Here is a 13,783-nt window from a genome sequence, read left to right on the forward strand (position 1 = left end):
TAAACTTGGAGAATGTGATCACTCAATCTTAAACTCGTATTAAACGGGCTGTGATTATCGTGATCTTTGTTGCTCAACTCGCTATTTAATTGTCAAAGACCAGAAACGTCTTTCTTCTCAAAGAACGTCCCGCCCTCAGGCAGGAAGGGGAAACTAAGTGATTGTCTTCCCCCCGTCAACACCTTTTTTCAACTTTTTTCAGTTGGCCAAATCGGCGTTAACCATTCGATATATTTGAGAAAGAACAAGCCGCCGGTGACTCACTCGGGGTGTTCCCCAGCGGCGAAGAGGAGTTCTATGGGAACCGTCCACTCAGGTCAAGCGCTTTTTCCAAAAAAATGCGCTTTTCAAATTAAGCTATCGTAATAGCACAACATTTATTTCAGCCCAAAACGCAGCACCGTGCAGGGGGTCCCATCATTATATATAGGTGGTGTTCCGCCGCCTCGTTTGGTTCTCGATTGGCGCGACGATTTCTGCTAGGTTCCGCCGAACAATCGCTCCAAGGAGTCCGTCATGCATATCCGCAACTATCTGGCCACGAGTCTGCTCGTGCTTCTCCTGGCCTCCCCGTACCCGGCCGGCGCCTTCGAGGCGGCCGGCTGGAAGCAGCAGGGCCCCGAGGTCCATGCCGAACACTTCCTCAACCTGCTGGTCGAGTGGCGGGTCGACGACGCCTTCATCTCCCTCCTGGGCAGCGAGCGGGCCGACACCGTGATCGAACTCAAGCAGGACCTCGAGGGGGAATACGGCAAGAGCGGCAAGCCCCTGGGCTATGAACGGCTTCTCAAGCAGCGCGTCGGCAGCTCCCTGATCCGGCTGCGCTACCTCCTGCTCTTCCCGAAGATGCCCAAGGTGTTCGACCTCTACTACTACAACCCCGACGGCCAGGGCTGGGAGCTGCGCACCTTCACCTACGGCAGGGACATCAAGAGCGCCTTCAAGGAGTAGTCCGCCCCTTCGGCCGCCACCCCGCCGTTAGTACAGCCGGGGCAGGACCCAGCCCAGCCAGCCGGTCATGAGCAGTGCGCCGAGGCAGTTGAGCACGAACCCCAGGCCGACCATGGCCTTGAGGGACGCGCCCTTCATCTCGCCGAAGGCCAGGGCGTTGGCGGTGGTGGCGATGGGGGTCATGAAGGCGCAGGTGGAGGCCACGCCCACCGCGATCATCAGCGGCAGCGGGTCCATCCCGTGCCCCTTGGCCGCGTAGTAGGCGATGGTGAAGAAGGCGGTGACCACCGCGGTGTTGGACAAAAACTCGGTCAGGGTGATGACCGCCGTGATGGTCAGCAGAAAGAGCAGGCGCGGGTCCATGTGGCCCTTGAGCAGCTTGCCCGCCAGGACCACGGTCTTGTGGTCCAGCCCGGTCCAGTGGACCACCCCGACCAGCACGGCCAGGGCCAGGATGAAGATGAACCCTCGACGCGGCACGGACTTGAGCAGCCCGCCCCCGGTGAGCAGCGGCCCGGACCGCCCTCCCCCGTCCGGCGCGCTCCGCACGAAGAGCAGGTACAGGAACAGCCCGGCGAACCCCAGGCTGACCACCGGCGACACGGCCGCGAACCCGGGCACGTTCTCCCTGAGCACGGCCTCGATCACGAAATAGCCCATGTACAGCCAGAACAGCTTGGCCCCGTAGCGCTGGCGGGCGTCGACCCCGCTCCCGACCGAGCCGGACAGGTCGATGACCGCGCCCCGCGCCGACTTGGGCAGCCCCAGCCCCGCGACCACGAACCAGGCGAGCAGCACGAAGGCGGCCACCAGGGGCACGGACCACAGAAACCAGTTGAAAAAATTCAGATTGTCGCGCCCGGCCACCTGAAACAGGTCCAGGGCCGCGAAGAGCACGGCGTTGGCCGGGGTGCCGATCATGGAGCCCGTGCCGCCGATGGCCGCACCGTACAGGGCCGAGCACATCAGCACCGTGGTCATGCCGGTCACGCCCCGAGCCGCGAAGTCTCGGTCCAGCCTTTTCAGCACCGGGATCAGGGTCAGCACCGTGATGGTGTTGGGGATGAAGGACGAAAGCACGGCCGAGGCCGCGATGATGTAGAGCAGCACCCGCCCTGCCCGCCCCCCGCTGCGCCGCAGGGCCCAGGCCACGAACCCGTCCGTGATGCGCGTGGCCGCCATGAGCTGGTACACTAGGTACCCGCACACGAAGAGCAGAATCAGGGGCAGCCGGCCCCACAGGTAGGCGGTCACGTTCGTCAGCGGTTCCACAACGTCTCCGGGCCACAGGTTTTCGACCTGTTGCAATGGACCGTTTTCACACAAGAATGTCAACCGAATCGCTTCCTTCTTTTCCGGGTGGCAGTCCCCACGGCTTTACGCTATCATCCGTATCTCAGCACAAGGAGTTTCAATAAGTGGCCGAATTCGTTCATCTTCACGTACACACTGAGTACAGCCTGCTCGACGGCGCCATCCGGATCGGGGACCTGCTTTCCAGGGCCAAGGACCTGGGCATGCCCGCCGTGGCCATCACCGACCACGGGTCCATGTACGGGGCCGTGGTCTTCTACATGGCGGCCAAGGAACTGGGCATCAAGCCGATCATCGGCTGCGAGGTGTACGTGGCCCCCGGCGACGTGGACGAGGTGGACGCGCACCACAAGAAGGACCACGGCGGCGGCTACCACCTGGTCCTGCTGGCCAAGAACCAGCGCGGCTACAAGAACCTGATCAAGATCGTCTCCGAGGGATACCTGAACGGCTTCTACTACAAGCCGCGCGTGTGCAAGAACCTGCTGAAGAAGTACTCCGAGGGGCTGGTCGCCCTGTCCGCCTGCCTGGCGGGCGAGGTGCCCCGCAAGCTCATGAACGAGGGCGTCGAGGCGGGCGTGGAGATGGCCCGGACCTACGAGTCCATCTTTCCGGGCAACTTCTACCTGGAGCTCCAGGACAACGGCATCGGCAAGCAGAACCGGCTCAACGAACTGCTCATCAAGTGCGCCGAGGAAACCGGCCTGCCCCTGGTGGCCACCAACGACTGCCACTACCTGACCGCCGAGGACTACGAGGCCCACGACACCCTGCTGTGCATCCAGACCCAGACCCAGGTGGACGCGGAAAAGCGCTTCCGCATGGAGACCAGGGAACTCTATTTCAAGACCCCGGAGGAGATGGAGAAGGCGTTCGCCCACGTGCCCGAGGCCATCTCCAACACCCAGCGCATCGCGGAGATGTGCAACCTCGAGATCGAACTCGGCAACTACTATTTCCCGGAGTACGAGCTGCCCGAGGGCGTGTCCATGAACGAGGAGTTCGACCGCCTGTGCCGCGAGGGCCTCAAGCGCCGCCTGAACACCATCACCTACGAGGTGGACGAGAAAAAATACTGGGATCGGCTGGACTACGAACTCGGGGTCATCAAGGAGATGGGCTTCCCGGCCTACTTCCTCATCGTCCAGGACTTCATCAACTGGGCCAAGGACCACCGCATCCCGGTGGGACCCGGCCGAGGTTCGGCCGCCGGTTCCATCGTGGCCTGGTCGCTCAAGATCACCAACCTCGACCCGCTCCCCTACGACCTGCTGTTCGAGCGCTTCCTGAACGTGGAACGCGTGTCCATGCCCGATATCGACGTGGACTTCTGCGAGCGCCGCCGCCTGGAGGTAGTCAAATACTGCGCCGAGAAGTACGGCGTGGACCGGGTGGCCCAGATCACCACCTTCGGGACCATGAAGACCAAGGCGGTCATCAAGGACGTGGGCCGGGCCCTGGGCATGACCTTCGGCGAGACCGACAAGATCGCCAAGCTCATCCCGGACGACCCGGCGGTCATGGCCAAGCTGCTCGGCGTGGAGAAGGCCAAGATCACCGTGCCCAACGCGGTCAAGGCCGTGACCGAACTGGACGACATGGTCGCCACCGATCCCAAGGTGGCCAAACTCATCGACATTTCAACGCGACTGGAAGGCTTGTGCCGCCACGCCTCCACCCACGCGGCGGGCGTGGTCATCTCGAACAAGCCCATGACCGAATACCTTCCTCTCTACAAAGGGAAGAAGGGCGAAATCGTGACCCAGTTCGACATGAAGAAGGTCGAGAAGGTCGGCCTGATCAAGTTCGACTTCCTGGGCCTGCGTACCATGACGGTCATCGAGGACTGCCTGGACATCATCCGCGAGCAGGGCAAGAAGGCCCCGGACCTGGACACCCTGCACCTGGACGACCCGGACACCTTCGCCATCTTCGCCAAGGGCGACACGGACGGCATCTTCCAGGTGGAATCCTCGGGCATGCGCAAGTACCTGCGCATGCTCCGCCCGGACCGCTTCGAGGACCTCGTGGCCATGCTCGCCCTGTACCGGCCGGGCCCGCTGGGCATGATCGGCTCCCACGGCGTGTCCATGGTCGACGAATTCATCATGCGCAAGCACGGCGAGATCGCGGTCACCTATCCGCACCCGTCCCTGGAGGAGACCCTCAAGCCGACCTACGGCGTCATGGTCTACCAGGAGCAGGTCATGGCCACGGCCATGGTCATCGCCAACTACTCGCTCGGCGAAGGCGACCTGCTGCGCCGGGCCATGGGCAAGAAGATCGCCGAGGAGATGGCCAAGCAGCGGTCCCGCTTCCTGGAGGGCTCGCGCGAGAACAAGATCGACGACGCCGTGGCCAACGACATCTTCGACACCATGGAGAAGTTCGCGGCCTACGGCTTCAACAAGTCCCACTCCGCCGCCTACGCGCTGATCTCCTACCACACCGCCTACCTCAAGGCCCATTTCCCGGTGGAATTCATGGCCGCGCTGATGAGCACGGAAATGAACAACACCGAGAAGATCATCATGTACGTCAACGCCTGCCGCGACATGGACATCACCGTCCGCCAGCCGGACATCAACGCGGGCCACGCGCGCTTCTCGGTCAAGGACGGGGAGATCCTGTTCGCCATGGCGGCCATCAAGAACGTGGGCGAGGAGGCGATCAACGAGATCGCGGCCGAACGCGCCGAGAACGGGCCGTACGAGAACATCTTCGACTTCTGCGAGCGGGTGAACCTGCGCCGGGTGACCAAACGGGTCCTGGAATCCTTGATCAAGGCGGGCGCGCTCGACTGCTTCTCCTGCTCCCGGGCCGCCCTGCTGGAGGACCTGGACAAGGCCGTGGCGCTCGGCCAGAAAAAGGCCAAGGAAAAGGAGTCCGGCATGCTCAACATGCTGGACATGCTCGGCGGCGGCGAAAAGAAGGACTCGGCCCACACGCCGACCTGCTCCCTGTGCGAGGAGTTCGACGACCGCGAGAAACTGACCCTGGAAAAGGAGGTCCTCGGCTTCTTCCTGTCCGGGCACCCGCTGCTGGCCTACCGCCACGACATGCAGCGGCTGCGCACCGTGACGCTGGAGGAGTGCAAGACCATCCCCAACGGCACCGAGGTCCGCGTGGCCGTGATCATCCCGGACTACAAGCAGTTCATCACCCGCAAGGGCGACCCCATGGCCTTCTGCAACGCCGAGGATCTGACCACCTACGGCGAGATCACCCTGCTGCCCAACGTGTATGCCGAGGCGCGCGAACTGCTCGACGCGGACCGCCCCCTGCTGGTCCAGGGCAAGATCGACGTGCGCGAGGCGCCCGGCGGTCCCGAGGACGCGCCCAAGTCCGCCAAGATCCTGGCCGACAAGGTCCTGTTCCTGGCCGACGCGGCCCAGGGCTCGGACCAGCCGGTCAGCCTGTGGATCGGCGAGAAGAACGCGGTGGACGGGCACCTCAACGCGCTCAAGGCCATCCTCCAGCGCTACCCCGGCACCACCAACGTGAACCTCGGCATCATCACCCGCGAGTCCGTGGTCAACCTGCGCCTGGGCAACGGCTGGAAGGTCTACCCCGGCCGCGACTTCTGGAAGGAGGTCGAGGCCTGGCAGAACGGCGACGCCAAGACCTACCGCGCCGAGGCCGAGGCCGAACTCCTCTAGCCGACCCCATCTCCGGCCGGGAGAGCTGTCGGAATCCCTTACAGGCTGTTGTCGACACAACCTACCGGTTTTAAACGGAATATTTTCACAACCCGATTGCGCTCAGGATGGGGCGCCCGCGCACGACCGCCGGTATCGAGCCGCGCCGGTCGACTCCCCCGGGATTCGACACCGAGAATCGTTATCATTATCAATAGGTAGAATAGATAAAATCTATAACTTCAGGAAAGTGTAAAGTTTTTTGGAATGTCGGGAAACTTCACACCCCCAGCCGAGGATGATCTTCGTACTTACCGAATAAAATCAGACTATTATCTCAGGTACACTTGTTGCATTGTTACAGGTAGGCATAATCATCAAGCGCGCATCGCGCCTGAACTTTTGCATACAAGGAAGAATACCATGAAGAGATATATACTGACCCTTCTTTTCATCGTCGGCATATGCCTCGCCGCCCGGCCCGAGCGGGCCGAAGCGTTGGTCCTGCCCGATCTGGACACCTCCGTGACCAGCGGGCTAGCCCGCCAGTACGGCGACTTCTATTCCTATTCCCTGCCCATCGTGAACTACGTCTCCTCCGGGTTCACCGACACGTACCTCAACTCGGGTGACCCGTACTACGTGGCGTCCGGCCCCGGCCAGCTCGCGGACAACATCGTCATCATGACGGGCGCCCAGGCCGCGGCCGACAACGCGACGGGGTTCGAGGACGCGTACATGACGCCGAACCACGCCACCAACGCCAGCTTTTCCACCGCCACCGCCGCCGACCCCGACAACAACGGCATCTACGCCGATTCCCTGACGACGTGGGACGCGAACATCGGGGCCCTCGTCGCCTACCTGGACGGCAGCATGCCGGTCTTCTATTTCAACAATAACGAGACCTCGAGCAGCCAGGACCTCTACATCAAGGTGCAACTCACGCTCTGGAACGGTGCGACCGTGTACGGCACGTACGACCTCATCGACACCTCCACGACCGACAACTACGTCCTCTCCGGCGGCAACGTCGAATTCGACGGCGTCACTTTCAACCACAATCTCGGCGCCAACAACGCGGCCTACGCCGTGGTCCTGCCCGAGCTGAACGAATTCCTGGCCGCATGGACCGCCACGGCGGGCAGTCTGGAGGACATGCTCTCCATGGAAATCAGCATGTACGGCCTGGACAACGGGTACGAACAGGCGTTCATCGGCCGGGGCGAATACTCGGGCAGCGTCGTGCCCGAACCGGCCACGTGGCTGCTCCTGGGCCTCGGCCTGCTCTGCCTGCCCCTGGTCCGCCGCTTCCGCCGCAACTGAGCGGACCGGCCTCCCCGCGATCTTCACGGCCCCGCTCCGGCGGGGCTTTTTTGTTGGTTGACAAACCGCGCCGCGCTCGCCCACCATGCTCGAAGATCGCAATCCCGAAGCCCCCGCTTCAACACACGCAACCTCACAATCGCCGGGAAGGACGCATGAGCCGAGTCAACGAACTGCTGCAGAGGATCGAGGAACTTCAGGTCGAGCTGGAACAGGAGCTGCGCGCCAAGCGCGAGGATCTCGAATACACCATCCGGCAGCGCAAGGTCAGCTTCACCCACGAGGTCAAGGCCAGGCAGCGCGAGTTCCTGAAGAAGTGGCTGGACTACGTCTACGACTCCGGCCCGCTGATCATCCTGACCATCCCGATCATCTGGGGGGCGCTGATCCCCTGCGTGATCCTGGACCTGGTGGTCACCGTCTACCAGTACATCTGCTTCCCGGTCTACGGCATACCCTTCGCCCGGCGGCGGGACTACGTGATCATCGACCGCCAGCACCTCGGCTACCTGAACTGGCTCGAAAAGATGAACTGCATGTACTGCGGCTACTTCAACGGCGTCATCGCCTACGTCCGCGAGGTCGCCGCACGCACCGAACAATACTGGTGCCCCGTGCGCCACGCCCGCCCGGTCAAGTCCGTGCACGGCCACTACCGGGGCTTCTTCGAATACGGCGACGCCAAGGGCTACCGCGAGGGGCTGGAACCGGCCCGCGAGGAACTCGCCCGCAAGCTGCGCGAGGACCTGCTGGGGAAGAAAAAATAGCGGCACGGCCTTTCCCCCGCCCGGCCGCCCAATACGGCCGCCGAACCGATCAACCACGAGAGAGCATATGGATTCCCTGGACCAACTCAACGAGCGGCACCGCAAATTCGTCGAGGACCGCAACTGGCAGAAGCACCAATCGCCCAAGAACCTGGTCATGGCCCTGACCGGCGAGGTCGGGGAACTGAACGAACTGTTCCAGTGGCTGACCCCGGAGGAGAGCCGGGAGGTCGCGGGCGAACGCAAACAGGCCGTGGCCGAGGAGCTGGCCGACGTGCTCATCTACCTGGTCCGCCTGGCCGACGAGATGGGCATCGACCTGGTTGCGGCCGCCCACGAAAAATGCGAGATCAACGAGAGAAAGTATCCGGCCGAGGCGTTCCAGGGGAACGGCATGCGGCCGCACGAATACAAGGAGTCCAGATAATGCCCGGCAAATGGAAACTGACCATCACCCAGGAATTTTCGGCCTCGCACCAGCTGCGCCACTACTGCGGCAAGTGCGAGAACTTGCACGGCCACAACTTCGGCGTGGAGGTGGTGGTCGAGGGAGACACCCTGGACCCCAAGGTCCAGTATCTCGTGGACTTCAAGGAATTGAAGAACAAAACCAAGGCCGTGCTGGACCGGCTCGACCACACCCACCTGAACGAGGTGGAGTGCTTCAAGGAGATCAACCCCTCCTCCGAGAACCTGGCCATGTTCATCTACCGCAACCTCAAGTCGGCCATGCCGGAGAACGTCTCCCTGGTGGAGGTGTCGGTCTCGGAAAACAACACCTCCAAGGCCACCTACTGGGAAGCATGATGGCCGAGAGCAAAGACGAAAATCAAAACGAGAAACGCGGCGAGATCAACGGCATGTCCTACGGGAAGATCATGACTTCCCTGCTCATCCCCAAGGACTCCCGGACCAGTCCCCGGCGCGTCCTGAGCGGCGTCGCCTTCCTGGCCTTTGTCTGCTTCTTCGTGTTCGGCACCATGTACCGGGGCTGCGCCAACCGGAACGGGTTCGGCTGCACCCCGCCCGGCGTGGAACGGATCGTCCCGGCCGCCCCGCAGGCTCCGGCAGGCGGCGAGGGCTAGCCGTGCGCGTGGTCATCCAGCGGGTCTCCGACGCGCGCGTCCTGGTCAACGGAGCCGTGGTCGGCGAGATCGGCACCGGCCTGCTCGTGCTCGTGGGCTTCGGCGGCGAGGACAAGGCGGACTTCCCCGAGACCCCGGCCTGGCGCAAGATGCTCGACAAGCTCCTCAACCTGCGCATTTTTCCGGATGACAGCAGCAAGCTCAACCTGTCGCTGACCGACATCCGGGGCGACCTGATGCTCGTCTCTCAGTTCACGCTCTACGCGGACTGCAAGAAGGGGCGGCGGCCCTCGTTCACCGACGCCTGCCACCCGTACATCGCCGAATCCCTGTTCGACCGATTCGTGGAGGACGCCCGCAAGCTGGCCCCGGCCGGGTTCGCCACGGGCCGCTTCGGGGCCGAGATGCACCTGGACTTCACCAACTGGGGCCCGGTGACCATCATCCTCGATTCCGACGAGCTCTAAACCGGGTTGCCTCCGGGCGTTCCCTTGCCTACACTGCCGCCATGTCCGTAAAGACCAAGCTCATCACCGCCCTGACCCTGATCCTGCTCGTCTCCTTCCTGGCGACCAGCCTGATCAACTACGCCTTCACCCGCGCCACGGTCAGGGAGGAACTGCTCAACTCCGCCCTGCCCCTGACGGGCAAGAACATCTATTCCGAAGTCCACGCGGACATGCTCCGGCCCATCCTGGTCTCCACCTCCATGGCCAACGACGCCTTTCTGAAGAACTGGATCAAGTCCGGGGAGAAGGACCTCGGGGCCATCACCCGCTACCTGTCCGACCTGCGCGACAAGTACGGCTTCCTGACCACCTTCTTCGTCTCGGCCCAGAGCGACAACTACTACACCCAAAACGGCATCCTGAAGAAGATCGGCCCGCGCGACCCGCACGACGTCTGGTACTTCGCCTTTGTGCGCAAGAACGTCGAGTACGCCCTGGACGTGGACACCAACGAGGCCGAAGGCGGCAAGCTGACCATCTTCGTCAACTTCCGGGTGGAGGACGGGAACGGCCGTCTCCTGGGCGTGGCCGGGGTGGGCGTGAACATCGACCGGGTCACCGGCCTGCTGGAAAAGGCCCGCCACGACTACCACCGCGAGGTCTACCTGGTGGACCGCGACGGCCTGGTCCAGGTCCATCGCGACAAGTCCCGTATCGAGCGCTACTATATCACCAAGGCGGGCGGCATCCGCGACGTGGCCCAGGCCATCCTCGTGCCCCGCGACGACTCACGCAGCTTCCAGTACGACTGGGACGGCGAGCACTATCTCCTGTCCACCCGGTACATCCCCGAGCTGAAGTGGTTCCTCATCGTGGAGCAGAGCGAGTCCTCGGCCCTGGCCGCGGCCCGCGACAACCTCGTGCGCACCGTGATCATCGGCCTGCTCGCCTCCATCCTGATCATCGTGCTCTGTTCCATCACCATCAACCACTACCAGGGCCGCCTGGAAAGGCTGGCCAAGACCGACCCGCTGACCGGGGCGGCCAACCGCCGCGCCCTGGAAGAGGCCTTCGAACAGTTCGCCTACAAGGCGGACCGCTACGGCAGGGCCTTCTCGGCGGTCATCCTCGACCTGAACAAGTTCAAGGCCATCAACGACGAGTACGGCCACCTGGCCGGGGACAACGTGCTCAAGGAGGTGGTCGCCATCACCCGGCGGACCATCCGGCCCACGGACATCCTGGCCCGCTGGGGCGGGGACGAGTTCCTGATCCTCATGGACGGGGGGATCGAGGAGGCCGGGGCCCTGGCCGAGCGCGTGGGGGCCGCCCTGGCCAATGGGAAACTGGACATCCGGGTGAGCTTCAGCCACGGACTGGCCCGGTTCGAGAAGGGCGACACCCTGGAATCCATGACCCACCGGGCGGACCAGGCCATGTACAAGTCCAAGGACTGCGAGTGCCGGGACCGGGACCTGTAGACAAAAATCCACCCGGCCGATAGAGAAGGGAACCATGCAAGCATCCCCGACCAGTTGGCCCAGATTCCGGGGCGCGGCCCCGCGCATCCTGCTGCTCACGAGCCAGTATTTCCTCATCGGCGAGCTTGCGGCCGCCTGCGAACGGCTCGGCGTGGAGCACCTGCTCCTGGACCTCGGGACCAGGGAGATGGACCTCGACGAGTTCGTGGCCGCCATGACCGAGGCCTTCAAGACCTTCCGCCCGGACTTCGTGCTCACGGTCAACCACCTGGGCGTGGACCGCGAGGGCATCCTCGCCTCCCTGCTGAACCGATACGGCCTGCCCCTGGCCTCCTGGTTCGTGGACAACCCGCACCTCATCCTCGGGGTGTACAAGCACCTGCTCGAACCGCGCGCCGCCCTGTTCACCTGGGACCTGGACACCGTGGTCCCGCTCTCGGCCATGGGCTTTGAGCACGTCTTCCACCTGCCCCTGGGCGCGGACCCGACCCGGCTTGCGCCCCACCGCACCGAGCCCGTGGAGGCGTGGCGCGCGCCCATTTCCTTCGTGGGCAACTCCATGCTGACCAAGACCCTGATGCGCGCCCGGGCGGCCAACCCGTCCGAGCACCTCTTCCGGGCGGGCATGGAGGTGGCCAAGGCCTTCGCCTGGTCCGACGCGCAGCAGGCCGGGCCGTTCATGGCCGAACATTTCCCCGAGGTCCGCGCCGCCTACAAGGCGTTCGACGACCCCGACCGCGAACTGGCCTTCGAGACCTTCGTCACCTGGCAGGCCACCCTGCTCTACCGCCTGGACTGCGTGTCCCGCATCCTGCCGTTTTCCCCGCTCATCGTGGGCGACACCGGTTGGCAGGAGCTGTTCTCCGCGCAGAGCGGCTGGCGCTACCACCCGGAGCTGTCCTATTACGACGACCTGCCCGACTTCTATCCACTCAGCGAGATCAACTTCAACTGCACCAGCCAGCAGATGAAGGGCGCGGTCAACCAGCGGGTCTTCGACGTGCCCTGCTGCAACGCCTTCCTGCTCACGGACCACCGCCGCCAGGTGGAGGACCTGTTCGAGCCCGGCACCGAGATCGTCTGCTACGCGAGCCCGGACGAGATCCCCGAGCTGGTCGAGCGCTACCGGGCCGACCCGGCGGCCCGCGCCAGGGTGGCCGCGGCTGCGCGCAGGCGGGTCCTGGCCGAGCACACCTACGACCACCGCATGGCCTTTCTCATGGAGACCATGCGCAAGACCTTCGGGTAGGCCATGGCCAAGAAGCCGATCCTCATATTGCAGATGCAGCGTATGGGGGACCTGGTCCTCTCCTTTCCGCTGATGCTCTGGCTGGCCCGCCGCCACCCCGGCCACCCCATCTTCGTGGCCGCGGAACAGATCTTCTACGAACCACTCATGCGCCTCTCCCCGGCGGCCACCTATTTCCCCTGGTCCGGGGCCGCCCACCTGGAAAGACACGACTACGAACTGGTCCTGAACCTGTCCATCCAGGAGAAGGCCGCCGTGCTCGCCGGAAAGGTCCGGGCCGAGGCCAAGCTCGGGCCGGTCCAGGCCGGGGACGGCACCCGGTACGTGCACGGCGACTGGCAGCTCTACCGGACCTCGCTGGTGCGCAACAACCTGTACAACCGCTTCCACTGGGGCGAGCTCAACGGCCTGGACGCCGTGCCCTTTGCGAACATCGCCGCCACCCGGTTCTCCCTGCCCAGGACCCTGCCCGGCTCCAACAAGGTGGGGCTGTTCCTCGGGGCCAGCGACGCGGCCAAGCGCCCCACGGCCGCGTTCTGGGCCAAGCTGGTGGACGAGCTCCACGGGCGCGGCCTGCGCTCCGTGCTCTTCGGCGGCCCGGCGGAAAAGGCGCTCGGCGCCGAGGTGGCCGGGCTGGCCAAGGGCCCTGCCCTGAACCTGTGCGGCACCCTGGGACTGGACGAATTCGGGGCCGTGGGCCAGACCCTCGGCCTGTTCATCACCCCGGACACCGGGCCCATGCACCTGGCCGCCTGGACCGGGCTCAAGTGCCTGAACCTGTCCATGGGCAACGTCAACCCATGGGAGACCGGGCCGTTCGGACCCGGCCACTACGTGCTCCGCGCCGACCTGCCCTGCGCCAAGGGGTGCTGGCACTGCACGCAGGATTCCCTGCTCTGCCACGAGCCGTTCAAGCCCGCCCGCGTGGCCGGACTGGCCAAGCGGCTGGCCTCCGGGGCCGACGGCTCCCGGCTGGCCCGCCTGGAGCTGCCCGGCCTGACCCTGTTCGAAACGGGCCGGTCCGAGCTCGGCCTGTATCATCTAAAGAGGCTCGACGCGGCCGCGCCGGACGCCGAGCGGCTGGCCTCGCGCTTCTGGCAGGCAGTGTTCGGCGGGCTCTTCGGACTGTGGGAGGACCGCAAGGCCGCCGAGGCGTGGTCCGCGCTCGCCCGGCACGCGCCCGAAGAGGCCGAGCGCCTGCTCGCCCACATCCCGGAGATGGGCCGCCAGTTCAAGCACGGCCTGCGGTCCGGGGCCGTCCTGGACCGGTCCTTCTGGGCCGACAGCCCGGCCATGGCCCGGCCCTTCACCGGGTTTGCGAACATGTACCTGGAAAACCAGGATTACTCCCGCCAGGCCTGGGCCCATGTCCTGACCCTGCTTGAACGGCTGGTCGGCGCCTGCGGCTAGGCTCCCCCGATCCGGACCGGACGGAACTGGTCATTTCTTCCCCCCATAAACGCTGTTAACATCATGATATAAAGCCTTTTCTCCATTGGCACGCCTTTTGATTGTTTCTGTGC

General features: G+C 64.2%; 12 protein-coding genes. 11 read left to right on the top strand and 1 reads right to left on the bottom strand.

What is annotated here, in order from left to right; genetic code table 11:
- Positions 1 to 516 precede the first annotated feature (516 nt).
- Complete coding sequence (locus tag AB6M95_RS13960; RefSeq protein ID WP_371387359.1) at positions 517 to 951, top strand: hypothetical protein; 435 nt, start codon at positions 517 to 519, stop codon at positions 949 to 951.
- Positions 952 to 978: 27 nt separating this feature from the next.
- On the opposite strand, the gene AB6M95_RS13965 is transcribed toward AB6M95_RS13960, so the two are convergent.
- Complete coding sequence (locus AB6M95_RS13965) at positions 979 to 2,223, bottom strand: SLC13 family permease (protein WP_371387360.1); 1,245 nt, start codon at positions 2,221 to 2,223, stop codon at positions 979 to 981.
- A 146-nt stretch (positions 2,224 to 2,369) separates the two neighbouring features.
- Here AB6M95_RS13965 and dnaE point away from each other — a divergent pair, with 146 nt between their 5' ends.
- From dnaE to AB6M95_RS14015, 10 genes are all read left to right on the top strand, one after another.
- Positions 2,370 to 5,924, top strand: a complete 3,555-nt coding sequence (gene dnaE, locus AB6M95_RS13970) for a DNA polymerase III subunit alpha (RefSeq protein WP_371387361.1) — start codon at positions 2,370 to 2,372, stop codon at positions 5,922 to 5,924.
- Positions 5,925 to 6,326: 402 nt separating this feature from the next.
- Complete coding sequence (locus tag AB6M95_RS13975) at positions 6,327 to 7,229, top strand: PEP-CTERM sorting domain-containing protein (protein ID WP_371387362.1); 903 nt, start codon at positions 6,327 to 6,329, stop codon at positions 7,227 to 7,229.
- A 155-nt stretch (positions 7,230 to 7,384) separates the two neighbouring features.
- Entirely contained in the window at positions 7,385 to 7,996 is a 612-nt protein-coding gene (locus AB6M95_RS13980) for a hypothetical protein (protein ID WP_371387363.1), read from the top strand.
- 67 nt (positions 7,997 to 8,063) lie between these two features.
- Positions 8,064 to 8,423 carry a nucleotide pyrophosphohydrolase gene (locus AB6M95_RS13985; RefSeq protein WP_371387364.1) on the top strand — a complete coding sequence of 120 codons (360 nt, stop codon included), beginning with the start codon at positions 8,064 to 8,066 and terminating at the stop codon, positions 8,421 to 8,423.
- Positions 8,423 to 8,803 carry a 6-carboxytetrahydropterin synthase QueD gene (gene queD, locus AB6M95_RS13990; RefSeq protein ID WP_371387365.1) on the top strand — a complete coding sequence of 127 codons (381 nt, stop codon included), beginning with the start codon at positions 8,423 to 8,425 and terminating at the stop codon, positions 8,801 to 8,803. Before AB6M95_RS13985 ends, queD begins: the two co-directional genes overlap by 1 nt.
- On the top strand, positions 8,803 to 9,081 hold the full coding sequence (locus AB6M95_RS13995; RefSeq protein ID WP_371387366.1) for a hypothetical protein: 279 nt from the start codon (positions 8,803 to 8,805) through the stop codon (positions 9,079 to 9,081). Before queD ends, AB6M95_RS13995 begins: the two co-directional genes overlap by 1 nt.
- Positions 9,082 to 9,083: 2 nt before the next feature.
- Entirely contained in the window at positions 9,084 to 9,548 is a 465-nt protein-coding gene (gene dtd / locus AB6M95_RS14000; protein WP_371387367.1) for a D-aminoacyl-tRNA deacylase, read from the top strand.
- A gap of 41 nt (positions 9,549 to 9,589) precedes the next feature.
- Positions 9,590 to 11,011: a sensor domain-containing diguanylate cyclase gene (locus AB6M95_RS14005; RefSeq protein WP_371387368.1), complete on the top strand. Its 1,422-nt coding sequence runs from the start codon at positions 9,590 to 9,592 to the stop codon at positions 11,009 to 11,011.
- A 34-nt stretch (positions 11,012 to 11,045) separates the two neighbouring features.
- A complete protein-coding gene (locus AB6M95_RS14010) occupies positions 11,046 to 12,260 on the top strand; it encodes a CgeB family protein (protein ID WP_371387369.1) in 1,215 nt (404 codons plus the stop codon).
- A gap of 3 nt (positions 12,261 to 12,263) precedes the next feature.
- Entirely contained in the window at positions 12,264 to 13,670 is a 1,407-nt protein-coding gene (locus AB6M95_RS14015; protein ID WP_371387370.1) for a glycosyltransferase family 9 protein, read from the top strand.
- Positions 13,671 to 13,783 lie beyond the last annotated feature (113 nt).

Origin of the sequence: Pseudodesulfovibrio karagichevae, from assembly GCF_041414475.1 — a bacterium.
Classification (GTDB): domain Bacteria; phylum Desulfobacterota; class Desulfovibrionia; order Desulfovibrionales; family Desulfovibrionaceae; genus Pseudodesulfovibrio; species Pseudodesulfovibrio karagichevae.